This is a genomic window from Kitasatospora sp. UYEF31 (assembly GCF_057291755.1).
The window spans coordinates 90,644-114,494 of sequence record NZ_JBXAWK010000009.1 but is presented as its reverse complement, the minus strand read 5'-3'; the positions used below and the strand labels follow the sequence as shown (position 1 = coordinate 114,494).

Below are 23,851 nucleotides of genomic sequence, written 5' to 3'. Positions count from 1 at the left end.
AAGTCAGCCGGGTGGCGGCCGGCCCCGAACTACTACCTGCCGAACACCCCGCTGCCGCTCGGCGACGGCGGACGCTTCCTGCTCGGCGACGGCCGGCAGCCCAACCGACCCCAGCGGATCGACCTTTGTACGGTGGCCTCGTCGGCCGTCACCGTGGGATGGGTCTCGAATGAGGTGACGCACATGGCAGTGATGGTTCCAGAACGCTTCCGTACGGCCTACCGGATTTCCACCGGCAGCTCGCGCGGCCCGCGCACGAGAAGACCCGGGCGGTACGGGAGTCCCCCCGGTTCCGCCGTGAGCCTCATCGCCGGGAAGGCGTCGAACAGCGCCGGGAGCGCGATGGTCGCCTCAAGGCGGGCGAGCCGCGCGCCGGGGCAGAAGTGCGCGCCGTGCCCGAACGCCGGACTGGCCGCTGCCTTTTCCAGGAATCTTCCGGGGCGGAAGGTGTCCGGATCCGGGTAGGCCCGCGGGTCCCGGGACGCCGCGGCAAGCACGGCGAGTACGGAGGACCCTGCCGGTATCCGTACCCCAGCGAGGTCGATGTCGGCTGCGGCCCGCCGCCAGGTGGTGCCTTCGAGCGGGCTCGCGTAGCGCAGCGTCTCCTCGATTACCGCCGCCCAGCGGGTGGGGTCGGCCTGTGCTCTTTGGAGCTCCTGAGGATGCGTCAGCAGCAACAGCGTCGCGGACGCCAGCAGGTTCATCGTCGTCTCGTAGCCCGCGAACAGCAGCAGGAAGGCCATCGCGAGCAGCTCGTCGTCGCTCATCTCGCCGGCCACGAGCGAGCTGAAGAGGTCGTCACCAGGGGAAACGCGCTTGTCGGCGATCAATCCGGAGAAGTACCCGTGCAGCCCCGACCACGCCTCGTCCACCGCGCCCGGCGGCAGCGCGTCGACGGGGGAGCCGACCCGGTAGGTCCACCCCCGCAGCCGGCCGCGGTCCGCCGCCGGGATGCCGAGGACCTCACCGATGACCAGCACCGGGAGCGGGAACGCGAAAGCGTCGACCAGGTCCACCGCGCCGTCCGGGATGCCGGCGAGCAGTTCCTTGACGACGGCCTCGATGCGCGGCTTCAGCGCGTCCACCCGGGCCGGGCTGAACGCGTCCACCACCGGCTTGCGCAGCCGTGTGTGCCCGGGAGCGTCGAGATTGAGCATGTGCCGGCCCAGGTACTCCCGGGCCCGCTCGGACGCGGTCTGCGGCTTGGGCCGCCCCACCTTCTGTGGTGGCACGTTCGACAGTCGCCGGTCGGCGAGCACCGCCCGCACCTCGTCGTAGCCGGTGACCAGCCAGGCCGACGAGCCGTTCGCCAGGTCCACCCGCGACACCGGGTGCCGCTCCCGCAGGGCCGCGTAGAACGGATACGGATCGGCGGCGAACGCGGGGTCGGCCGGGTCGAGGGGGTTGTCCATGCGGACAGGCTAGAGGACCATGATCCGCGTGTATCCGGGAGGCTGTTTCCGGCCTTTGGGATACACCGGAATCATGAAGCGACCGGCTCGAGCAGCCGTCGTACGTTCCGTACCGCTTCCCGCCCGGCCCGGTTCGCACCGACCGTGCTCGCCGACGGCCCGTAACCGACCAGCTGCACCCGCGGGTCGACGACCACCTGCGTGCCGTCCATCGTGATCCCGCCGCCGGGCGCGCGTAGGCGCAGCGGCGCGAGGTGGTCGAGGGCGGCCCGGAAGCCGGTGGCCCAGACGACCGCGTCGGCCCGGACGGCCCGGCCGTCGGCCCAGACCGCGCCGTCACGTGTCAGGTGGTCGAACACCGGCAGCCGTTCCAGCGCGCCGTTCGCGCGGGCTTTCCGTACAAGATCATTCTGGGGCAGGCCCGTCACCCGGACCACACTCTCGGGTACGAGCCCGGCCCGGACCCGCTCGTCCACCCGCGCGACGATCGCGCGGCCGGTCTCCAGGGTGAACTCCTCATCCCGGAAGACCGGCGGCTTGCGTGTCACCCACGTCGTTGTGGCGACCTCCGACAGCTCGGCGAGGTGGTGGACCGCCGACGTCCCGCCGCCGACCACTATCACGTGCTGCCCGCGGAAGGGTTCCGGGCCCGGGTAGTCCCCGGTGTGCACCTGCCGCCCGGCGAAGGTCCCCAGACCCGGGTAGTACGGGATGAACGGGTGCCGCCACGTGCCGCTGGCGTTGATCAGCGCGCGGGCCGTCCAGACGCCCCGGTCGGTCTCGACGCGCAGCTGGCCGTCGCCGTTCTCCCGGACGTGCTCCACCTCGACCGGACGGAGGACGGGCAGGTCGAAGGCCTTCTCGTACGCCGCGAAGTAGGCGGGGACGGCGGTCCGCGCGGGCTCGTCCGGGTCGATGTCCGGCTTGGGCATCCCGGGCAGGTCGTGGATGCCGTGCACGGTCTCCATACGCAGGCCCGCCCAGCGGTGCCGCCACGCCCCGCCGGGGGCGTCGTCGGCGTCGAGCACGACGGAGTCCACCCCGGTCCGGCGCAGGTGGTAGGCGGCCGACAGGCCCGCCTGGCCCGCACCGATCACGACGACGTCCACGTCTTTGCTGGTCACGTGGGCGACAACGTACGGGGTGGGCGGATGCTTCCCGGGCTCAGGATTCGTCGGTCGCGGGCCGGTACCGCACACGGATGATCAGGATTTCCGCGAACCGGCGGTGTTCTTGCTACCAGACGATCAGGCGGCCTTCCGCGAAATCGAGCAGCCGGGAGACTCCGGAATCCTCAACCTGGGGGTCGCCGAGGTATCTGGCGGAGGCCGCGTCGGCCGGCCGTTGAGCCAGAACCTCGACATCTTTCCTGACCTGCGGATCCAAGTCGCCGACAACATGCTCACGGGCAGGCAGGTATTTCCAGGTCCATCCAGTCACGCGACGACCTCGCGGCGGGCCGCGTCGAGGAGCACGGCGATCTCAGCGGCGGCGGCCCGGGCGATTTCACGGGTCTCGGCCCGGGCGACCGGATGCTCCAGTTCGTCCAGCCGCTCGGCGCGCCGCGGGTGGCGGCGCAAGGCCACGAAGACGCCCCAGCGCCGCGTCCAGCGCCCCCGCCGAAGCCTCGAGCAGCGGCAGCCGCACCGCCGCCGTCGGAATCCTCCCCCGCGCGTGCAGCACAGCCTTGGTCACCGCCGGGTTCGGCTCGGCGAACAGCGCAGCGGACAGCCGCGCCAACGAGTGGCCCAGCGCCTGGGGGAGGCCGCCCGTCCGCCACGAGTCGGCCAGCGCCACGAAGTCGGCCGTCCGCAGGTGTGCCGACGCCAGGATCCCGCCGTGCGCGCCGAGGGCGAGGAGTGGCGCGAGGTAGAGGTCGTCGCCGGCCAGGACCGCGAAGCCGGGCGGCGGGTCGGCCAGCAGGTCGACCGTCTCCGCGTCGACGCAGCCGACCGCGTGCTTGACCCCGACGACGTGCGGGAGCGCGGCCAGCCGGCGCAGTGTGTCCGCGCTCAGTGAAAGGCCGGTGCGGTACGGGATGTTGTAGACGACGACCGGCGGCCCGCCGGTCAGCGCCGCGAAATGCGCGACGACCCCGTCCTGCGAAGGGCGGGTGAAGTACGGGACGGTCACGAGCGCCGCGTCCGCGGACTTCAGCGCGCGGAGCGAATCGGCGGCCGTACGGGTGTCGTTCGCGCTGACGCCGACTGTCAGGTGTGCGTCGCGCGCCCGGGTCACCCGTACGCAGACGTCGATGACGGCCTGCCGCTCGCCGGGGGTGAGCGCGAAGACCTCCGCGGTGCTCCCGAGGGCCACGAGGCCGGCCGCGCCCTGGTCGAGGATGTCGTGCGCCAGGGCCTCCAGCGCCTCGGCCGCGACGGTGTCCTCGGCGGTGAACGGCGTGATGAGCGGTACGTGGACGCCCGCGGGGAAGGTTGTCATGCGGCCAGCCTGCGGGGAGTGGACCGTACAGGTCTATTTCATTCTTTTGCATCAAACCGTTAAGGACAGCTGAATTATGGGAAACGGTTAAGGCACGGGGGAGGGATCGTGTGAGGGTGACCGGTATGGAACACAGCAAGACAGCCGCCGACTCCCTGCACGGCCTGGCCCTCGGCGACGCCTTCGGGCAGCGCTGGTTCTTCCGCAAGGGCGACGAGCTGGACGACGCGCTGCGCCGCCGCCGTACGCCCGAAGAATCACCGTGGCACTGGACCGACGACACCGTCATGGCCCTCGACCTGCTGCACGAACTCCACCTGCGCGGCGAAGTCGACCAGGACGCACTCGCGTTGCGGTTCGCGGCCACATACACCGCCGACCCGTACCGGGGCTACGGCGGATCCATGCACGGCGTTCTCAAAGCCATCCACGGGGGCGAACCCTGGCGCGAGGTGACGCGGCGACAGTTCGACGGTCAGGGATCGTACGGAAACGGAACCGCCATGCGGGCCGCACCCCTGGGCGCCTGGTTCGCGGACGACCTCGAAGTCGCGGCGGAGCAGGCGGCGCTGTCCGCGCAGCCCACCCACGCGCACCCGGAGGCCGACGCGGGCGCGGTGGCCGTCGCGGTCGCCGCCGCGCTGGCCGCGCGCAGCCGGGGGAGCGCCGCCCCCGACCCGGTCGTGTTCCTGGGCGCGGTCGCCGACCGCACACCGGTGAGTGACGTGCGGTCAAGGATCCGTACGGCTATGCGTTTTACCGCGGACACCTCCGTACGCCACGCGGTGACCGTGCTCGGCAACGGACTCCAGATGAGCACCTTCGACACCGTTCCGTTCGCACTGTGGAGCGCGGCGTGGAACTTCGACTCGCTCGAAGACACACTGTGGACCACCGCGACCGGGATGGGCGACGTGGACACGACGTGTGCCATCGCGGGCGGAGTCGTCGGAGCGCGTACGGGGGTCGCCGATGTCCGGTCCTCCTGGCTGGAGTCCTGTGAGCCGGTGCCGGGCTGGGTGGACGGGGGCCCGGTCGCAGGCCGCTCCTGACCGTCAGGCGGCGAGCAACCTCCGCAGCCCCCGCCGCCCCTGACGCATCATCAGCGCGTGGTTGGCCCGGAACGCCGGCCGGGCCACCACCGCGAGCCTGCGCAGCAGCGCCTTGTCCGCGACGACGTCCTCCTCGAATACGGCCGACGTGCCGCCGCCCGGGGCGGAGCTGACGGTCCATCGGGACATCCCGACGAGATCCCCGGCCAGTGAGGCTTCGAGGACACCCGCGGCCGGGTCCTCCCGTACCGAGGTCAGGACGAAGGACAGGTCGTACGGGAGCACCGACCGCACGGTCATCGTGCCGCTGGAGTCGTCGATCTGCCGCACGTGCCGCACCTGCGGCCACCACAACGGATACCGGTCGGGGCGGCACAGTTCCCCGTACACCCGGGCGGGGCTGGACGGCAGGGCCCAGGTGCTCGTGAACGTGTACCGGTTCCAGTCCATGATCCGCAGTCTAGGGGGAGCCGACACTGTCGGCCGTCAGCCCCAGGGCCTCGTGCGCAGCGGACGCCCGGGTGCGGGCGTGGTCCCGGTCAGGCGCCGGCCGCAGGCGCGTTGCCGTCCCGCAGTCCCAGGACGCCGCGCGCGGGTACAGGTAGTTGATTTCGGCTTCCTCCGGGACGGCCGCGGTGTCCATGACGTAGCTGGTGACGAGTGCGTCACACTGCTCGTCGCCGCGCTTCTTGAGGGCGGTCTCGCCGGGGAACTCCGTGCCGGGGACCTGCAGCGAGGCGTAGACCTCGGCCGTGTGCGGCTGGGCGCAGGAGAAGGTGGGGATCCGGCCGCGCACCGTGGTCCCGGTTCCGCTGTCGTTGAAGCAGTCCCCCGGCGCGAGCCTGGCGAGCGAAGGCGTCCGCGGGCCGGCGGGGAGGGAGTCGTCGTCGCTGTCGGTGTCGGTGTCGGTGTCGCCGAAGGCGAACGCCAGGGCGATGACGACGGCGAGCAGCACTGCGCACAGGCCGGAGATGACCAGACCGGTGACGGCCATCCAGCGGCCCTGCTGACCGGACCGCCTGATCTTCGACAGACTTATGCAGCCGAAGATGATGCCCAGCGGGAACCAGCCCAGGACGGCCAGGACGAACGACGCGACGGCGAAACCGTCGGTGCCGGTGTTCAGCGGCGGCGGATAGTAGGCACCCGGGTACGGGTACGGGCCCGGGTACGGGCCCGGGTACTAACCCTGCTGCCCCGCCGGTGGATACGGCTGCGGATTCTGCTGGTACTGCGGGTAGCCGGCTGGCGCGTAGTACGGCCCTGGAACGGGGCCGGGTATCTGCTCGGGTGCGGGCTGGTTCTCTGATCCGCCGACGGTCACTGCTGGGGATTCCCTCTCCGGTGCGACCGATCGCGGCGACCGGCGGACGAAGCGTAGCCACCCGGGTGGCGTGAAAAGTTCCCGGAAAGCTCCGGTGTGACGGATATCGCTGCTGGTCGCGACGCCGCGGCGCGGCTCACGGGCGGGCCGCGGCCAGCCGGGACGCGGCGTTCCCACGCCGGTTGCGGCAGGGTGGCACCGCCGGGTGTCCCGGGCCCGCGTTTCCCGTCATGCTGTGGACCGGAGCGACAGCGGGAGCTGCGGGGCCGGGATTCCAGCGGCCACCGGCCCGGGGGTTCCAGCGGCCACAAGGGCGGGCGAAACGGGTGTGGGGGCGTTCGGGTATGACGAGGCGACGCAGCGCGGGGATCTACGGAGCGCTGACCGAGGTCCAGCGGCAGCAACGGCGTCAGCGCGAGGCCGAACTGCGTGAGCGGGCGCAGGCGCAGCGCGCGCACGAAAGACAGCAGCGCGAAGCCGACCGCACCGCGGCCCGGGACGAACGCGCGGCCAGGCAGGCCTACACGCAGAGCCGGGAGACCGAGGCCGCGCAGCGCACCACGGAGATCGGGCGGCGGGTCGCGGAACTGCGCGGGCTGCTGCAGACCCGCCTGGCGCAACCGCCGTTCGAGGTGGCGGCGCTCCGGCGGGCGGTGGCCGCCGAAGGCTATGACGTACGGGTCGACCACCTGGTCTACCGCGCCTCCGGGGGTGACCCGGAGGCCGTCGAGGAGTTCTTCGGGGTCGTGCTGCTCACCGCGCCGTCGTGGCCGCCGGGGTTCCCCTTCGTGCTCGAACTCGCGTGGGACAAGCCCGCGAAGCAGGTGGTGGTGGAGTATCGACTGCCGGGGATCGACGTCGTCCCGGAGGTGTCCAGGGTCAGGTACAACCGCGCCGACGACCGCGACACCGAAGCGGCCCGCTCCGTCAGCGACCGCCGCGAGGTCTACCGGGACGTTCTGGCGCAGACCGCGCTGCGGGTGCTCGCCGAACTCTTCCAGGCCGACAGCTGGCAGGCGGTGCAGTCGGTGTGCTTCACCGGTCTTGTGGAGGCGGTGGACCCGGCGACGGGCCGGGAGGCCTCGTTGTGCCTGGTCTCGGCGACAGTCCACCGTACGGATTTCTCCGCCGTCGCCCTCGACCGGGTCGACGCGGTCAGCTGCCTGGAGGCCATGGGCGGGCAGGTCTCCGCGCGCCCCGACCGGCTGACCGCCGTACGGGCGGGCCGCGGCGTCGCGTCGGTGGCCGCACTGCCCACCCGCCCCGCGCCCCGGGCCGCGGAGCCCGGCGACCCCGACCTGTTCCGGATGGACCCGGTCGAGTTCGAGAACGTGATCGCCGGACTCTTCTCAGCGATGGGGATGCGCGTCGCCACGACCGCGCGCAGCGGCGACGAGGGCGTGGACGTCGTCGCCGAGGACCCCGACCCGATCCGCGGCGGGAAGATCGTCATCCAGGCGAAGCGCTACCGGAACACCGTGTCGCCGACGGCCGTACGGGACCTCTACGGCACGGTCCAGCACCACGGTGCGATCAAGGGCATCCTCATCACCACGGCGGGATTCGGGCCCGGGTCCCACGAGTTCATCCGCAACAAGCCGCTCACACTCATCAGCGGCCCCGAACTGGTGGACCTGCTGGCCCGGCACGGCTTGCCCGGCAGGCTCGGTGACGGTGGGTCAGACACCTCGGCGGGCATCCTGGTCCAGCTGACCGGAGTCGCCGACGGGGTCCCGCCACTGGACCCGTGCGCGTTCGTCTGCTCGGCCGGCCGGGTCCTGGACGACGAACACTTCGTGTTCTTCAACAACCCGGAATGCCCCGGAGGCGCCGTACGGGTCGGCGACGGTGTCGCCTTCCTGCTCGACCTCGACAGTCTCCCGGCGCACGCCGACCGGGTGGTCCTGGGCGCGGCGGTCGACGCGGCGCAGGCGGCCGGGCGGGACCTGACGGCGCTGCGCGGGGCGCAGATCCGCTTCCTCGACCAGTCCGACGGCCGCGAACTGGGCCGCTACGCCGTGGTCGAGCACGGTCCCGGCCGGGACGCCCTGGTCTTCGGGGCGTTCGTCCGGGAGGGCGCGGACTGGACTTTCACACCGTCGGCGGCCGGGAACTCGGGCGGTCTGCTCGGGCTGGCCGTCCGGTACGGGGTGGATGTCGAGTAGGGCGCTGGCAGTGGCAGTGGCACTGGTTCTGGCTCTGAATGATCGACGGGTGCCGGGTGCCGGGTGCCGGGTGCCAGGTGCCGGCGAGCGCGTGTCGCTGGTTCGGCCAGTTCGGCCAGTTCGGCCAGTTCGGCCAGTTCGGCTAGTTCACCTGGTTTGTTTGGTTCGTTCGGTCCGGCTGGTTCGAGGCGCTTGAGCGGCGCTTTGCGACAATGGGGAGATGGGGAATGAGCAGTTGAGGTTCAGGGACCCGGGTCTGAAGCTCTGGGATTTCCATGGTGAGCACCTGGTGGTGTGCCCCGCGTGCGACGGGATGGCCCACGTGCGTCCCGCGCCGGGGGACCAGGGCGCGTCGTGGCGGCTGATCTGCGGTCACTGTGGGTGCAACCGGAACCGGACGGGGAGCCCGGACGGTGATCTGTGGCTCCAACGCCCTTGCTGCGGCGGGACGTTGTGGGCGTACAACTACCGCCACCTCGACCTGCTGCACGACTACATCGCCGCCGGCCTCCGGGAACGTGTCGACCCGGAGTCCACTCCGTACCGCCTGACGCTGGTCGCCCGGCTGCCGAAGTGGATGAAGGACGCGAAGAACCGCGAGGCGCTGCTGCGCGGGATCGCGACGCTCCGGGCGAAGACGGCGCGGTAGGCACTTCCGGCTGGGAGGTCAGCGAACTCCGGGGTCCGACTTGCGGCGCGGGAACGGGATCCGCCGCTGTCGCGTCAACCAGGTGCCTGGGATGATCCGGGTTTCCGGTCGAGGGGAGCGCGACGTGCGCAGGTTCACGGTGTCGGTCGGCGCGTTCGCGTGTGCGGTGGTCCTGGCCGGCTGCGGAGGTGATTCGACCGGTCCCGTACGGACTGATGACCCGTCGTCGTCGGCTGCGGCGGCCGGACCCCGCAGTGGTCCGCCCGACCACTCGGAGATTTTCGACACGGGGAACATGGCCTTCACGGTCGCGCTGGCCAAGGGGGAGAGGCTCGAACGGCCGGAGCCCGGCCCCCTCCCGGCGGCCTGCGCGGTCGAGCGGCTCTCCACGGGTCACCTTGACATCGAGTCGTACGGGACCGGCTGCGCGTTCAGCGCCGGCAGCCCGGGCAACGGGAACCACGGCCACTACCGGACCGCCGCGGACCTCCCGGCTGACTCCCGGGCGCAGGCTGTGCGGGTGGCCACTCCCCTGGGGGTGGCATTGGTCTTCACACAGAAGTACTACGAGGCCACGAACTCGTACAAGAGCTGGCAGGAGCCGGTCGCCCTGATCACTCTGGACAGGCCGAAGAGCCCGGGGAACCCGACGCTGATCGTGCGGGCGGACAAGGGGGCGCTGGACCAGGCGGCGCTGACCGGGTGGATCCGCACCCGGCTGACCCGGTAGCCGTCCGGCAGTCGTTCGCAATACGTGTCCGCCCGACCCGCCATCCGACGCTTGATCGACATAAGCTCGAAAATGATCAGATGGCACGGCCGACCAGTGGGGGTGCGGTCGCCCGTCCGGATGACCTGGGGCGAGAAATGGCCGACCGGCAGTTCGATGTACCAACCACGGGCAGCGGGCGGCTCCCACCGGACGCGCGGTACACGGACGCCCCGACCAGCCAGGGCTACGGCTCCGAGACCGCCGTGGTGATCACCTCCGGCGCGGGGAATCCCGCGGCGCGGGACGGGACCGCGCACCTGGAGTGGGCCGCCTTCGCCCGCTACATCATCGACGGGACACCCGTACGGATCCCCGTCCCCGGCACCCCGGCCCTCGAATACTTCGTGGACCCGGGCGGCGGACGCATCGGCCTGCGCGCCGGCGTCTCACCGCGCGACGCGATCCCGAAATCCCCGCTGTCAGCGGTCAGAACGGCCAAAGTCTCGTACGGTGGAGAGCTCTTCCTGGAACTGGCCACCACCGAACGCACCCTTTACCGTGACTTCCACGACCTGGCCGGGTCGGTCGTCGACCGTGTCCGCTACGACGGACGCACACCGGGCCAGGCCTTCACCACAACCGTGCAGGCCTGGAAGCGGCTGCTCGCCGGGCCCGTGCGCATGGGTGTCGAGCAACAGGTGGGCCTGCTCGGCGAGTTGCTCGTCGTGAAGGAGGTCGCCGACCGCGCGGGCTGGGCCGTGGCACTCGGGTCCTGGAAGGCCGGCGGGAACGAAGAGCACGATTTTGGTTTTCCGTACGCCGACCTTGAAGTCAAGACGAACGCAGCGGAAAGCCGCGTCCACCACATCTCCGCACTCACCCAGCTCGTCCCGACGCCGGGGCGCGGACTGTGGCTGCTCTCGCTCCAGTTCACGCGCGGCGGGGAGGGTGGTGTTTCGCTGGCGCGGAAGATTGCACTGGTACAAAAGCAGCTCGACCGCGAAGCACCCGACCTCCGCACCGACCTGGACGACCGACTCGCCGGACAGGGCTGGTCCGGACTCCAGGCCGACCTCGACGACGTGCGGTGGCTGCCACGCAGCGAACCGCTCGTCCTCCCAGTCGACGACAGCCTGCCCAGGCTGCACCCGGGACTCCTGGCCGGAGTCCCCGACGACGTACGGCAACGCATCCTGTCCGTCGGCTACCGCATCGACGTCACCGGACTGACGTCCGACACCGACCTCGACGCACTGTTCAAAACCCTTCTGGAGGGTGCTCCGTGAGCACCGGCCCCTTGTGCCTCCTGCACCTCCTCCGCGACGCCGCGCTCGGCGGAATGAAGCGAGGCCCCGGCCGGTGCGGAAAGCCCTTGATTCCTAAGCCGATTCCGGCGAAGCGGCCGTAGTTTCCGAGTTTGACGATGAGACCTTCGTACGGAGGCTCATGGAGGAAAGGCCTGGTGACGCACTGTTGGAACTGCGGCGCCGGACGCTGATTGCCCGGGACCACACCGAAGACGCGGCCTGGACGGACACCCCGCCCAGTACGAAGGAACGCCGTTGTTCCTCCGATGACTTGTCCGGCTTCGGGGAGATCATCCAGAGCCTCTTCGACGCAGTCGCGCCCGTGGCCACCGCCTTCGGTCCGACGGTCATCAGCGACGAGTTCGAAGCCTGGTACAAGCCGGACCAACCCGGCTGGTACTGGCCCGCGTACCGCGACCTGCTGCGCGAACAGACCCAGCGGCGGCTCAACATGGAGCTCGTCGGGCAGGAGAACATCCTGCGGGGCCGGAACGCCGACGACCCCCTGGCGCGGGAGGACGCCGACTACCAGGACGATCCCGACTGGTACAAGGGCAGGTTCCTCAGTCACGGCGATCTTCCGTCACTGCGCGGTGGGTTCGACATAGAGCGGCTGACCACGCGGGACAGCGACTACAAGCAGCTGCGCGCCGGCATCACCGCGCTCGAATTCGAGAAGCGGGAGCCGGGCCTGCCGCTGTACCACCCGGAGAACCTGCACCGGACCGCCGCCCGGCTGATGGTGGTGAAGAAGTGCAAGGAGGTCCTGACCAAGCTCATCAAGGACCTGAAGAACATCAAGACACCGCTCGGCCAGATCCCCGTACTGATCATCGACGACGAATCGGACCAGGCCTCGGTCAACACCTCCAACCCGAAGAAGTGGAAGGAGTGCCAAGCCGAATGTAGCGCCTTCAACGGGCTCATCTCCCAGCTCCTTGGCGTACGTCAGCGCGCCCAGTACATCGGCTACACCGCGATCCCGTTCGCCAACGTCTTCATCGACTCGTCCGACTCGGTCGACATCTTCCGCAAGGACTTCTTCGACTCCCGGGAACGCCCCGACGGTTACATGGGCGTCACCGAATTCCACGCCCTTGTCGTTGCCGTCATCGTTCGACGGACTGATCCCGTACATCGGTGCCGCGGTCATGCGGATCGGCGCCGACGAACAACCCGTCATCATCGTCAACGGCGACCAGGACATCGAAAAGGGTACGGCCGGCTTCGACAAGCGGTCCATCTGGAAGATCCTGGTCGGCGGCACAAAACTGTCCCGCGGATTCACCGTCGAAGGCCTCACGGTCGCCTACTACCGGCGGACGACCGCCCAGGGCGACACTCTCATGCAGACGGGCCGCTGGTTCGGCTTCCGCACCGGCTACCGCGACCTGGTGCGGCTGTACATCGGCCGCGCGCACCGGTCTCGTCCCCCATGACGATCTCGTACGGGTATTGGAAGGTCTGCGGTGGATTGATACAGGGCGGTTCATCCCGCACCTGGACTACCTGAAGGAACTCGGCGAGCACCACCAGGTGGGGGACTGGGTGTTGATCGCCGCACAACAGACCGGCGTCAAACGGGTGGACGCCGGAATCCGGGGTTCGGTCCCACTGTCGCTGGCCGAGCGTGATCGTCGTCGGGCCCCGCTCTTCAGCGCCATCAGTGAACCCGAGCACTGGCAGGCCGCCCGCCGGATCGCGGGCGATGCGGAGCAGGTCGGGGGCCCGGTAGCGGACGGGTTCGCGACGGGCCGACGCGGTGCTCTGTCGGTGCCGGGCGGGTACCGGCCCGGCACCGACCACAGGTTCAGAGCTGACCGCTGAAGAAGCCTTCCACTGTTCCGTCCGGGGTGCCGATCAGCATGGCCCTGTCGAGGAAGGTGTTGTTTGTTTCGCAACTGGTCTCGGGGAGCAGCGCGCAGGCGTGGCAGGCCGCGAGGTTGAGACTGTCGGCACCATTGGCCTCAGACTCCATGCACAGGGGATCGCAGGAGCACCAGGAGATCCGCCGGAGGGCGGAGGCGAGTGACCGGGCGAGTCTGTCCGGCTCCCCTTGGGCGACGACACCGCCGAGACTGCCGGCGGAGTCACTGGTCGCGGTGTAGATCAGGACCCCGGCCATCTCCTCGCCGACGTACAGCCGCTCGCACAAGGCTGCTGCCGGGTACCCGGCGTCCAGACTCCACTCGTTGACCAGCGCGTGGGCGAGGGTGTGCAGAAGCACGTAGCGGGGTGAGACGGGGGAGCCGGGAAGAGGCTTCTTGAGGTCCGTCGCCTTTTCCCGGATGAGCTTCAGGTGGTTCTGCCGGATCCGTTCAGCCCGCTCCTGGATTTCAGGGATGACCTCCCACGCACGTAGCCGTTCATCGGAAAGACGAACCATCACGCCTTCGCCGATCACCTCATAGGCCGGGAGCCAGTTGGTCTTCTCTTTCGAGAGACGGGCGTGTCGGGTGGAGTCACCCTCACTCGGCGGATCGATACGGGTGAAGGACTTCAAGGCGCGGACTTCGCGGAGTTTTTTCACCAGCATGGTCTGGGCGACGCCCAGCCCGTCGAGCACGGTGGTACCGCCTTCGGGCGCGACGCAGACGAAGTCCTGTCCGTGCTCGGTCTCCGGAGTCTGGGACGTGAGCTGGAGGAACTCCTCCTGGCGCAGGTCGGTCAGGGTCTGTGGGAAACCGGGATCGGCGGAGTCTGCCGGGTCGGTCTGGTCTCTGATGATCCCGACTATGTCGTCCGGAGTGTATTGGGGATACTTCTCCAGCCACCCTTGGACTCTGACGTAGGCCTTGATGTCCGCTTCTTCCTGGCCCTTCAACTTGGCCAGGTCACGGCGTACGAGTTTGTAGAGCCCTTGCGACCACGGCGGAATGGACAGAGCCGAGGCGACGACGGGATGCCAGGCGGCTGAGGAACCCCGCTGCAGGGTGCGGGGCGCCCGTGTACACGGAACCGCGGAATCGCAGGTGATCCAGGGGCTCAGTCCCGCACACCTGATTCCCAGGTCGGTCAGCGCCTTACGACGGAAGGCGCCTTCGAGCGAAGCGCTCTTCCCACAGGAGCACGTGATCTGTATGGATCGCAGGGAGGCCGTGGTCCCTGTTGTCGTCAGTGAGAGGTTGTGTGGACCTGACGCGCCGGTCTGTTCGGTCCCGCGGTGGACCCAGGACCAGTAGGGGAATTCGTCGAGATGTCCGTCTTCGCAGGCGACGACAAAACGCGACGGAGTCAACTTCCGTCCTGTGCATTCGCCGCATTCAGCCTTGCCCCGTGGGGGATTGAAGGTGCGGAACCTGCCCAGCGACGAGCATTCGGGGCACGAGTACGTTTCGGGGAAGCGCCGTGCCCGGACACCGTCGGCCCCTGACTGGTCTGGAGCGGGTGCGGGCGGGAGGACGAAGGAATCAACACCGAGGATGCGTGCCAGTTGCGGTTCATGGACCACCGGCGCGTCGTCGATCTTCCAACTGTCGATACCGCAGACGATGAACGATTCGTTGTCGACCGCCACCATGGCCCCTACGCCGTACGTGGTGATCATCTGTGCGCGACGTACCGCGCCCAGTCGCCGGCGGGCACGCTCTGTGGGGCCACCCGCGAAGCGGCTGGGACGGCCGGGGGCGGGACTCATCGGTTCTTCTCCTCGAACAGGCCCGACTCGGCATCGACGTCCCGCAGGCTCCACAGCGTGGGCCACCCGTCCGGGTCGTCGTGGTCGAAGGCAGTGAGCAGAGCGGACTCGCCACTGTTGCGCTTCGCCTCGTAGACGAGGTCAGCCGACTCGGCGCGGACGTGCCACCAGTCGATGATCCCGTCGAGTGCGGCGGCGGTGGTCTCGAATTCGGCGGGGTCGACGTCCCGGACCCGCTCCAGGATCAGCTCGCGGACTCCGAGCAGCTTCTCGTCGTAGTCACCGATCCGGGCCGCAGCCTCGTTCGACCGCGCCGTCGGGATCAGGAGCCGGGCGAGGGCGATGAACACGGCGTGCAGCCCACGGTCACGGGACCGTGCGGAGAACGGGGTCACACTGCTCGACTCCACTTCGCGGTACAACGCGGAGTGGAACGTCTGGAACTCCTCGTAGTGCGAACGGTCCCGGGAGCGCGCCGCGTTGAGGAGTGTCACGACGAGGCCGGGGTGCTGACGTCCTACTCTGCTGGTCGCCTGGATGTACTCAGCCGTGGTCTGCGGCTGCCCCATGACGGCCATCAGACCGAGCCGGTCCACATCGACTCCGACAGAGATCATGTTGGTCGCGAGGAGGACATCCACGGTGTCCGGATCGGGGAGTGCCCGTTCCAGGTCCTTCAGCCGACGGGGGACCTCGGTGGCGTCGGCCCTACTTGTCAGCTCAGTGAGCTGCACGACCTTACGGAGTGTTGACCCGTCCCGTCCTGCCAGGAACTCAAGTCGGTCCTGGACGTCGTCGTAGACCTGGAGTTCGGCGGCGGCCAACAGACGCAGGCTGTTGAAGTAACCCACCAGGGTCCAGTAGGCGTCCCGCGTCTCTGCGTCAGCCCCGCAGTTCTCAGCCTGGTGCAGCAGGGAGGCGTAGGCCCGGACGAGCAGGGTCGCCTGGCTCGTGTTCGGGGTCAGCAGGCCGACGTATCGCCGGGTGGCCTTCCGCTCCTTCGGCGTCTCGACGGCGAACCATGAATCGCGTGCGTCCAGTCCGGCTGGCGGGAACTGGCTGACCCTACGGTTGAACAACGCGTGCCCCTGATGACCGGCACGGCGGATCGTCGCTGTGGAAGCGATCACCTTGGGGCGGTCGGCAGCGATGTCGACAGCCGTCTCGTACAGCCCGGTGAGTGTGCCCAACGGCCCAGAGATCAGGTGTAGTTCGTCCTGGACGATCAGCTCCGGCGGCGGGGTTGTACTGCCCCGATGCCGGTTGAACAAGGACGCGGTGGCCTCACGCCAGGGGAGGGAGGCGAACTTGTCGACAGTGGCGATCACCAACGTCGGCCGGGCGTCGTACACGGCCTCGTCGACGAGGTGGACCGGCAGTCCGCTGTGGAAGGCGCAGTCAACGGCGGGACAGCGGACGATGAGGCGCTTCAGCGCCAGGTCGACGGAGTAGGCGTGTACGTCCATGGCTGTTCCACACCAGGGGCAGGCCCGGAGTTGGACCGGGTTCTTCTCTTGAAGTGCCGTGCCCTTGGCGATGGCCTTCAGGCTTTCCCGCGCATCCTCAAGGTGGTTTGGTGTGGCCGAAGCACCCACCCACATACCGATGGAGATCGGTTCGGTGCCGAGTCGGTCCGGCTGTGCCCGGCGTTGCTCCTCCATGGCGCAGATCAACGCCGCTGCGCGTTCGAACTGTTGGAGGGTGAGGAGACGGAGGGTGTAGCGCATCAGTACTGTCACCCCACCGCCGTTGAGGCCGTGTCGGAAACGCCGGAGAAAGGCGGTGAAGGCGATCAGTCCGAGGTAGGCCTCAGTCTTTCCACCACCGGTCGGGAACCACAGGAGGTCCACAGTCCCGCGGTCCTCGTGTCCTCGATCGGCGATCCCGTCCAGACACAACAGCATGAATGCCACCTGGAACGGACGCCACCGCCCGTCGAGGACAGGCTCACCCGACCTACCCGCCTTGATCCAGCTTGTACGTCCGCGCTGATGCGCCATCGCCAGGTTCGCGAGTCGGAACGCCTCCATCACATCGGCGTCGTCCTGGAGGAGGCGGGTGCCGGAGCGCATTCGCTTCAACGTCCCGGTACACAGTCCGAGTTGATGCCGGGCACTGTCGATGAACTCGGTACCGGTCAACCGGTCGATCTCCCGGACCCGTTCCCCGATCCATGCCTCATACCCGTCGAGTAGGCCGTTCAGGGCGGCGACCGTCTCTCCCGGCCCACCCTGGGCCAGGCCCGACATCGTCAGGGCCCGGTCGTCGATCTCCGGATTCGAGTCGGTCAGCAGAACCTCGTAGGTTGGCACGAAAGCAGTCCGCACCGATCCCACCGCGGCCCGGTCGGCGGGACGCTCACCCGGGGCGGGAGGATTCCAGGACCAGTCGGCGGCACAGCCGTGCCCGGTGGCGAACGACGGTGCGTGCCGGTACAGCAGCCGACTCAAAGCCTGCTCGTCATCGACGGATCCGCTGAGCGCTGGACGCTCGACGAGTGGGCTGCCGCCCTCCGGAGCTGAGACGGTCAACCGGGGTTGGAAGAAGCAGTACGCGTCCTGAAGGTCGTAGACGCCGGTGTTATGGGTGTTGACCAATGAAACGGTGACTGTGACCGTCCCGTACGGTCCGGTCGGATTGCGCACCAGGGTTCGGAGTTCAAGGCCTTCGACGAGTTCGTGCTTCAAGCTGCCCGGACGGGTGACGTCCACAGGGACGGTCGGGAGGTCCAGCGGTCGCCGCTTCCACTGCTCACGCTGGTCGTCCGTGCTGCGTGCTTCTGCGCGCTGCGCCTTGACCGGCTTACCTTCACGGTCCTGTGGATCGTATGCGGCGGCTTCGGTCGTCACGAAAATTGTGCTGGAGACGGCGGGATCGGCTGCGAAAGTGATCCCTATCGATGCGGGCCTCCGCTCATTGGCCAGGGAGACCCCGCTGTCGGGGGTGTCACTGTTGCGGATGACAGGCGTCGCGTCCTGTCCGTCGACCTCGGCACCGTGCTCGGCCTCCGGGGCGGGATCGCTCCTCTTCGGGAACAGGACACCGATCGGGTACGCGGTGACGGGCGCGTCGTCGATGAGTTCCTCATCGCTACTTGCGGGACCGAGCAGGTCCCGCCACAGGCCTTCGACTATTCGTTCGCGCAGTGCGTAGTGGGCTGCGTGCTCGGATTCACTCATCGGAGTCCCCCTGCTGGTCATCGTCCTTGCGGAACCGGCCCAGTCCGCAGAGTCGGGGTACGAGCCACACCCCCCGGTCACCGAGACCGGCACGGCTTCCTGCGGCTTCACTGCCCCGTACGGTTTCCACAGCTTCGACCCTGACTCCCGAAATCAGGTCGGGCCACCGGATATCCCACGTCCCGCTGATCTTCAGGAGGCGGTACAGATCGTGGCGTAACCGTTCGGCGACGACAGCGACGGGTCGGCCGTTGTGCAGTACTTCGTAAGGGGGACTCTGCTGCTCCCCACCAGGGAGGTCGTGTATCCGACGGAGAGTCAGTGAGTCCCCCGGGGAGACCTTGTCCCGCAGGTATCCCTGGAGCTCCACGGGATCAGCGTGGAATCCTTCCGTGCCGGCCGGTTCATCCGTGTGGACGTCACGGCTGCCGAATTCGATCCCGTAGCGTCGCCACTTCTCCCTGCCACCCACGTACCAACGGTCAGTCCGTTTGTCGGACTTGCGCATCTGCCAGACCCCGGTGGGCGGAGCCAGAGTGAAGAGACCGTCCCGGGGACGGGTCATCGCGACATAGAGCAACCGGGCCTCAGCCGGCGGGTCGTAGGATTCGGCGACTCTGCCGCCTACTTTCGGCGGATTCAAGGCTTCGGGCACGACCACCAGGACCCGGTCGAACTCCAGCCCCTTCGCCCGGTGCACAGTGGACACCACGAGTTGCGCCGGAGGCTGGGCGGTCAACTCGTCGGACACCCGCCCCTGGGAGATCGCACTGCCCAGTTTCGCCAGATCGACGGTGTTGGAGTTCGGATGCCGAGCGGTACGGAGCAGCGCTTTCCACGCGGTCTCCGAGGTGACACCGACATTGGCGGGCAGACTCGCCGTGATCTCTTCGAAACGGTCAAAAGTGAGGAGGGAGGGGTTGTCGGGTGCGAACAGAGCGGCTACCCACGAAGGGACGGACCGGTCCTGCGTGGAGCGGCGCATCTGGTGGGGGATTCCGGCTCCGGCCATCTGCTCGGAGAGGAGAAGGGCTTCTCCGTTGTTCTTTGTGAGGACGGCGGTCGTCCCCGGATAGTCACGGAGCGAATCGACCGTGAACGGATCTGCGATATCCGGAAATTTCGGAACTGTCGCGAGGAGCGAACGGAGCTCCCGGTGGATCACCGTAGCCTCCCGTGCGGCGACCTCCGCAGCCTGTGGAAGCCTTTGCAGGGCGGAACCGAACGGAAGAGCGGTTCGTGCTTCCTCCGTGCGGGCGCGGAAGTTGCCCGTGAGGTGGAGCTCGGTCAGGTTCCCGTCGAAGCTGGAACGCAACCAGTCGAAGAACCACCCGGTCTCGGCGGCACGTTGCTGTGCATCGGTGACCTGGAACCCGTAAATGGATTGGGCCAGGTCGCCGACCACCGTGAATCCGGCAGAACGGTAGGTGTCCAGCAGGGTCTCGACCATCTCCCGGCGCACCCCCACGAGGTCCTGGACCTCGTCGATGACCACATGGGCGAGATCATCCGCGTACTCCTCGTCGAGGAGCCGCCGGGCGATCGCTTCGGTGGCCGCTTCGATACGTCCTTCGAAGGAGATGCCGGACCAGTCCCTGTCCGGGGCGATAGCCCGGAGCACCGAGGCCGCCCAGGAATCGAAGGTCTGGACGCGCACCCGACGGGCCGACTCCGCATGACGGTCGATGCGTTCACGCAATTCGCGTACGGCAGCCCGCGAGAAGCTGAGTACCAGGATCTCGTGGGCCTCCAGCTCCTCCTGTCCGATCAAGGTGTCGAGCCGGCGCACGAGGGTGTGGGTCTTCCCGGAACCGGCCCCAGCGGTGACCAGGGCATGAGCGTTCCAAGGAAGGTCGACGACGGTCCGCTGTTCAGCTGTGAGATCGGGTGAACCGGAGTAGACATCGCTCACAGCGTGTTCCACAGGTGCTCGAAGCGGGTGAACGCCAGGCCGTCGCCGTAGTTTTCGATGTTGTCGCGCACATTGAGGATCAGGCAGGTCTCCTTGCCGCCGTTCTTCGGACCACGCAGGCCGCGACCGATCATCTGGAGGTAGACGTTCGGGCTGTACGTAGGCCTCGCGACGACCACCGCGCGGGTGGCGGGGGCGTCGAACCCCTGGGTGAGGACTCCGTAGTTCGTCAGAACCTGGATCGCGCCCTTGCGGAAGGCGTCGATCCGTTCGCGGCGTTGCTGGGTCGGAGTCGCGGAGTCGATCGCTGCGGCTTTGAGACCCCGGTCGCTGAGTTTCGCCGCCATGAACTTGGCGTGGGCCACTGACGTCGCGAAAAGGAGTACCGGCCAGTCGCGGGGGAGTCCTTCGATCTCATCGACAAGTCGCTTGTTGCGGTCGTGGTCGTCGGCGAGGCGCTGCTCGGCGGCCTTGGGAAGAATCCCGAAACGCTCAGCGGACTCCTGCTCGCCGGAGTTCAACCGGATCGTTCCACCGGCCAGTTCCCGGTGCTCGACTTTTGCCAACATCCCCAGATCCTGGAGTTCGTGGTACGGGTCGTCGGTGAAGACCCCGTCGTCGATCCGGCGACTACCGAAACGCATGACGAGTCGCTTGGTCTCCTCCTCGTTGGTCCCCCGGTAGGGGGTTGCGGTCAGTCCGACCAGTGGCCGACCGGTCTGGGAGAAGGTGAGGTCAAGGGATTTCAGGATGTCCGTGTAGCGGGAGGAGATCGCCGTATGGGCTTCGTCGACGATAACCAGGGCGGAATCACGGAGCCAGGCGTACTCGGGCTTGTCCAGACAGACGGTCAACTTCGCATCGGTGGCGACGACCAGGTGCGGACGGCCACTGACAGCGGTGGCATCATTGCCCGCCCACAACCGACTGATCGTCAGAGGCTGCTCGGCACCGACCTTCTCCCAGACGAAGGCCCAACTCTGCACTGCCTGTTCGCACAGTTCCTCGGACTGGGCGATCCACAGGACTGGCCCGGACAATCCGTTCCTGGTCTGGCGGATCCACCGGATCACCGCCTCACTCGCCACCCGGGTCTTTCCGGCACCGGTCGGCAGGCTCAGCATGCCACGCTGTGGGGTGGGTGCTGACAACAAGGACAGGAGGTTGGCGACGATGCGCTCCTGGTAGCCGTGCAGCGAGGGGAACTCACGGGGGCCGCGGATGCTCAACCGGGGTTCGAGTCTGTCCGCCTGTGTGCCGGCGAAGGATTCCGGGAAGCCCAACTCGGAGACGAAACGGGAGGCTGTAGTCGAGCCGTTGAACGTGGTGGGTTTGTTCGGGAGGTCTGGGATCTCCTTCACATACTCCCGGAGTACGGCGTCACCGTGTGCACCGTAGGCCAGTTCAGCGATACGCCGCCCGGCAGGGTCCTGTCCGGTCTCGGCGATCTCACTCTCGATCAAGCCTTCAGGCAGACGGGGACGCAGATTCTCGGCACTGACCAGGAGCAGCAGTTTGTCAATGATGCTTTCTGCATCGCGGACAGCCTTGATCCGACCCTGGATCTCCTTGCCCTCCTGCTGCCGCTGATAGGCGGAGATCAGGGCCTCACGGTTTTTGGCGCCCATCCGCCAATGGAATCCGACGTCTGCGGCGGCAAGTTCGGCCATGTCGTCTTCAGGATTCAGAACGAGCACGGTCCGGTCCCGGACGGCCTGCTTGACCGTGGTGTTCTTGGAACCGTTCGCGCTGCGCACGATCTCCTCAAGTTCGGAGCAGCGCTGGATCCACAGACCCTCGATCTCCTTCCCGAAACGCATGCGGAGAGCGGGGAAGCGTTCCAGAACCGGGATGGCGGGACCGTCAGGAACCGATCGCAGATCGTGTACGAGGGCGTCACTGAACTTCAGCATCCCCCACTCAGTGGACATCGCCTCCGCATCCTCCGGAGAAGGCGCAAGCAGGGCGGGGAGACTCTCCTGGACAAGCTGGTCGTACTCGGAACGTACCGCTGTGACAGCGATTTCACCGTCAGGGCGTTCGGACCACTCCGCGCCGACCTGGCAGCGGGTACCACCACCTTCGGGGAAGTCTCCGAACCCGACCTTCAGGAGGACTGCGTAGGAGAGCCCGACGAATTTTGCGTCGGTGCTCATCATGACCCGGCCGAGCAGTTCGGACCAACGCTGCCCGGGCACAGTATCGAGAGTCGCCGGAAGTTCCAGCTGGACTGACTTCTCCACGCTGATCTTTGCTACGGGGAGGAGATCCGAGTAGTTCGAAAGTTGTGCGCCGACGGTCTGACTCAGTGGCAGGAGACCCATCGACGATTCGGCCTGGCCGTGGGTGAGCAACATCCAACGGATCGGAGACATGACCGGGTACCGGGGGGCTGACTTCGCGCCGACCTGTCGGATCCAGGTTCGGAGCATGCCCATGTCCGGGAGGGCTGTGAGGAACGCAGCTCGCCCTTCCGGGGAGAGTCGCGGTAGGAAGGACAAGGGACCGGCCGGGTCGGCTCCTTCCAACCGGATCTGGGAGGGTGTTGCTGGCTTGTCCTTTCCGGAGAGCTTCTCGTTATAGGAGTCCAGGACCCATTTCTGGTAGTCGGCGAACCATGCCTCGTTCCGAGGGTTCCGGCTGACTGCGGGGCGGTCGGACAGACCCAGTTCGCGTAGGGCACGCAGATCGTCAGTGTGGAAACGCGCGTCGACGGCAATCGATGTGTCACGCGACCCGTCCGACGGGACCACCGGGCCCGGAAGCAGGCAGTCCTGCATCACCGAGAACTGGCCGTCGATAGTTCTGACGTAAAGCGTTTCCAGAGGGCACAGGACGTTCTGCTTGAGTTTTACGACGCCGGTGGTGCCGCTGGAGCGGAGCAGCTCCCAGAAGCGGGCCCAGGAATCGGGGCCGTAGCCGTCGAAGCCCTGCTCGACCACTGCGGAGAACCGGCCGGCCGCGTCGGCCTCGTGGATGTTCAACGTTTCCAGGTCATGTGCGGTGGAAGCGTTGTCGGATACTTCGTGTGCGACATAGATGTACGTGTCCCGAAGCCCGTCCTCGGTGGTGCGACGGAACACTTTTCCCGCTTCCGGTGCGACGAACCGGCCGTCCTCGGTGAGGAGGATCCGGGACTTCCGGGCGGCGTCGGCGAGCTCCCGAAGATCCTTACCGCCGATGCTCCGGTCACGTCGGACGAGCTCTGCCGCGATCGACAGGGCCGCGCGGGAGGCAGCCGGGGTCCGATCGTCGACCAGGGCCTCCAACCATTCCTGGAGGGAGGCCGGAGTCTGCGACGCGGCCTCCATGATGTGGCCGACCTTGCCGCGGCGATCCCGGGTCGCATCGACCGAGTGGTGGATCCAGTTCCGGGGACGGCCCTCGTAGTGGACCCACCAGGAGACCAGGTCGACAGGTAGTTCCGCCGGGTGGACACGTACCGTGGACGGCTTCCGCAGGACACCGTCCTGGTCTGGAAGTGACGGTTCCAACGCCGTGAAACGCCAGATCTGCTGCAACAGGTGTCTGTCAGCCCAGTTGGGGGATTCGGACTCACGGTCTCGACCAGGCAGAAGAATCAGGTAAGCGGCAGGATCAGCTGGGGGGGAGAGGCTCGGGAGCGAACGGACTACGAGAGCTGCGGCTTCGGTCAGGAGTTCCTGGTTCAGGGGACTGCCGTTGAGAAGGTTCTGGCGGTCTTCGTTTGTCTTCCATGCGGCGTTGAGGAAACCACTGAGCGTTGTGGGATAGGTAGTCGGGAAGAAAGCCCAGAATGCGCCACGACCGGGAGTGGCGATGTAAAGGTCCTTCTCATTTACAGTGTAATCGGGAACCGCCCAAGAGATGTCGATCGTGACGCGTTCGTGCAACTCTCCGGCAGTTTCACGGGCACTCGGCGTGGGTGAGTGCGCATGCGTGAAAACGGTCCATCCGGAGGTGGATCGGTGCTTTCCGGTGCCGGTTTCACTCAGAACGCTCTTCCGGTCCTGGGTTTCGACGGTCAGTTCACGTCGGTTACCGGGAGTTTTCCGTCGGTCCTCCAAGACCAACCGGCCCA

The 23,851-nt window shown here is 67.8% G+C and carries 18 protein-coding genes; 7 read left to right on the top strand and 11 right to left on the bottom strand.

All coding sequences use genetic code 11. From position 1 onward, the window contains the following. Positions 1-218: 218 nt before the first annotated feature. The 4 genes from AC0Z36_RS06990 to AC0Z36_RS06975 all read right to left on the bottom strand — a co-directional run bounded on the left by AC0Z36_RS06990 (position 219) and on the right by AC0Z36_RS06975 (position 3,854). Positions 219-1,412: a cytochrome P450 family protein gene (locus AC0Z36_RS06990; protein WP_485461815.1), complete on the bottom strand. Its 1,194-nt coding sequence runs from the start codon at positions 1,410-1,412 to the stop codon at positions 219-221. A 71-nt stretch (positions 1,413-1,483) separates the two neighbouring features. After that, entirely contained in the window at positions 1,484-2,536 is a 1,053-nt protein-coding gene (locus AC0Z36_RS06985; RefSeq protein WP_485461814.1) for an FAD-dependent oxidoreductase, read from the bottom strand. 112 nt (positions 2,537-2,648) lie between these two features. After that, entirely contained in the window at positions 2,649-2,852 is a 204-nt protein-coding gene (locus tag AC0Z36_RS06980) for a hypothetical protein (RefSeq protein ID WP_485461813.1), read from the bottom strand. Positions 2,853-2,918: 66 nt separating this feature from the next. Then, on the bottom strand, positions 2,919-3,854 hold the full coding sequence (locus tag AC0Z36_RS06975) for a dihydrodipicolinate synthase family protein (RefSeq protein WP_485461812.1): 936 nt from the start codon (positions 3,852-3,854) through the stop codon (positions 2,919-2,921). Positions 3,855-3,979: 125 nt separating this feature from the next. On the opposite strand from AC0Z36_RS06975, the gene AC0Z36_RS06970 reads away from it, so the two are divergent. Then, complete coding sequence (locus AC0Z36_RS06970; RefSeq protein WP_485461811.1) at positions 3,980-4,906, top strand: ADP-ribosylglycohydrolase family protein; 927 nt, start codon at positions 3,980-3,982, stop codon at positions 4,904-4,906. 3 nt (positions 4,907-4,909) lie between these two features. Here AC0Z36_RS06970 and AC0Z36_RS06965 read toward each other — a convergent pair whose 3' ends face one another. Together AC0Z36_RS06965 and AC0Z36_RS06960 are read right to left on the bottom strand one after the other, a co-directional pair. Beyond that, a complete protein-coding gene (locus AC0Z36_RS06965) occupies positions 4,910-5,356 on the bottom strand; it encodes an SRPBCC family protein (RefSeq protein WP_485461810.1) in 447 nt (148 codons plus the stop codon). 10 nt (positions 5,357-5,366) lie between these two features. Beyond that, entirely contained in the window at positions 5,367-6,032 is a 666-nt protein-coding gene (locus AC0Z36_RS06960) for a DUF4190 domain-containing protein (protein WP_485461846.1), read from the bottom strand. A 542-nt stretch (positions 6,033-6,574) separates the two neighbouring features. Here AC0Z36_RS06960 and AC0Z36_RS06955 point away from each other — a divergent pair. The 4 genes from AC0Z36_RS06955 (at position 6,575) to AC0Z36_RS06940 (ending at position 11,042) form a co-directional block, all read left to right on the top strand. After that, positions 6,575-8,395, top strand: coding sequence for a restriction endonuclease (locus tag AC0Z36_RS06955; RefSeq protein ID WP_485461809.1), 1,821 nt, complete (start codon positions 6,575-6,577; stop codon positions 8,393-8,395). A gap of 220 nt (positions 8,396-8,615) precedes the next feature. After that, positions 8,616-9,044, top strand: a complete 429-nt coding sequence (locus AC0Z36_RS06950; protein WP_485461808.1) for a hypothetical protein — start codon at positions 8,616-8,618, stop codon at positions 9,042-9,044. A 124-nt stretch (positions 9,045-9,168) separates the two neighbouring features. Beyond that, positions 9,169-9,774, top strand: coding sequence for a hypothetical protein (locus AC0Z36_RS06945; RefSeq protein WP_485461807.1), 606 nt, complete (start codon positions 9,169-9,171; stop codon positions 9,772-9,774). A gap of 80 nt (positions 9,775-9,854) precedes the next feature. Continuing rightward, positions 9,855-11,042 (top strand): PD-(D/E)XK motif protein, encoded by a 1,188-nt coding sequence (locus tag AC0Z36_RS06940; RefSeq protein ID WP_485461806.1) that lies wholly within the window; start codon positions 9,855-9,857, stop codon positions 11,040-11,042. Positions 11,043-11,646: 604 nt separating this feature from the next. Here the strand turns inward: AC0Z36_RS06940 and AC0Z36_RS06935 are convergent. Continuing rightward, on the bottom strand, positions 11,647-12,156 hold the full coding sequence (locus AC0Z36_RS06935; RefSeq protein WP_485461805.1) for a hypothetical protein: 510 nt from the start codon (positions 12,154-12,156) through the stop codon (positions 11,647-11,649). 58 nt (positions 12,157-12,214) lie between these two features. On the opposite strand from AC0Z36_RS06935, the gene AC0Z36_RS06930 reads away from it, so the two are divergent. Further along, positions 12,215-12,502 (top strand): Z1 domain-containing protein, encoded by a 288-nt coding sequence (locus tag AC0Z36_RS06930; RefSeq protein WP_485461845.1) that lies wholly within the window; start codon positions 12,215-12,217, stop codon positions 12,500-12,502. Between the two features lie 16 nt (positions 12,503-12,518). Further along, a complete protein-coding gene (locus tag AC0Z36_RS06925) occupies positions 12,519-12,890 on the top strand; it encodes a hypothetical protein (protein ID WP_485461804.1) in 372 nt (123 codons plus the stop codon). Here the strand turns inward: AC0Z36_RS06925 and drmB are convergent. Genes drmB through AC0Z36_RS06905 form a run of 4 tightly spaced genes read right to left on the bottom strand, consistent with a single transcriptional unit; the run spans position 12,874 to position 23,312 of the window. After that, positions 12,874-14,700 (bottom strand): DrmB family protein, encoded by a 1,827-nt coding sequence (gene drmB / locus AC0Z36_RS06920; protein WP_485461803.1) that lies wholly within the window; start codon positions 14,698-14,700, stop codon positions 12,874-12,876. The genes AC0Z36_RS06925 and drmB overlap by 17 nt on opposite strands. Continuing rightward, positions 14,697-17,879, bottom strand: coding sequence for a helicase-related protein (locus AC0Z36_RS06915; protein WP_485461802.1), 3,183 nt, complete (start codon positions 17,877-17,879; stop codon positions 14,697-14,699). The genes drmB and AC0Z36_RS06915 overlap by 4 nt, the downstream gene beginning before the upstream one ends. After that, complete coding sequence (locus tag AC0Z36_RS06910) at positions 17,872-19,791, bottom strand: UvrD-helicase domain-containing protein (protein WP_485461801.1); 1,920 nt, start codon at positions 19,789-19,791, stop codon at positions 17,872-17,874. The genes AC0Z36_RS06915 and AC0Z36_RS06910 overlap by 8 nt, the downstream gene beginning before the upstream one ends. Next, positions 19,788-23,312 (bottom strand): DEAD/DEAH box helicase, encoded by a 3,525-nt coding sequence (locus AC0Z36_RS06905; protein ID WP_485461844.1) that lies wholly within the window; start codon positions 23,310-23,312, stop codon positions 19,788-19,790. The genes AC0Z36_RS06910 and AC0Z36_RS06905 overlap by 4 nt, the downstream gene beginning before the upstream one ends. Positions 23,313-23,851 lie beyond the last annotated feature (539 nt).

What these genes read in the sequence shown, in the direction of transcription:
- AC0Z36_RS06990 (WP_485461815.1), bottom strand. Translation starts at nt 1,412, where the DNA reads ATGGACAACCCCCTCGACCCGGCCGACCCCGCGTTCGCCGCCGATCCG.
- AC0Z36_RS06975 (WP_485461812.1), bottom strand. Translation starts at nt 3,854, where the DNA reads ATGACAACCTTCCCCGCGGGCGTCCACGTACCGCTCATCACGCCGTTC.
- AC0Z36_RS06970 (WP_485461811.1), top strand. Translation starts at nt 3,980, where the DNA reads ATGGAACACAGCAAGACAGCCGCCGACTCCCTGCACGGCCTGGCCCTC.
- AC0Z36_RS06965 (WP_485461810.1), bottom strand. Translation starts at nt 5,356, where the DNA reads ATGGACTGGAACCGGTACACGTTCACGAGCACCTGGGCCCTGCCGTCC.
- AC0Z36_RS06955 (WP_485461809.1), top strand. Translation starts at nt 6,575, where the DNA reads ATGACGAGGCGACGCAGCGCGGGGATCTACGGAGCGCTGACCGAGGTC.
- AC0Z36_RS06950 (WP_485461808.1), top strand. Translation starts at nt 8,616, where the DNA reads ATGGGGAATGAGCAGTTGAGGTTCAGGGACCCGGGTCTGAAGCTCTGG.
- AC0Z36_RS06940 (WP_485461806.1), top strand. Translation starts at nt 9,855, where the DNA reads ATGGCACGGCCGACCAGTGGGGGTGCGGTCGCCCGTCCGGATGACCTG.
- AC0Z36_RS06930 (WP_485461845.1), top strand. Translation starts at nt 12,215, where the DNA reads ATGCGGATCGGCGCCGACGAACAACCCGTCATCATCGTCAACGGCGAC.
- drmB (WP_485461803.1), bottom strand. Translation starts at nt 14,700, where the DNA reads ATGAGTCCCGCCCCCGGCCGTCCCAGCCGCTTCGCGGGTGGCCCCACA.
- AC0Z36_RS06915 (WP_485461802.1), bottom strand. Translation starts at nt 17,879, where the DNA reads ATGAGTGAATCCGAGCACGCAGCCCACTACGCACTGCGCGAACGAATA.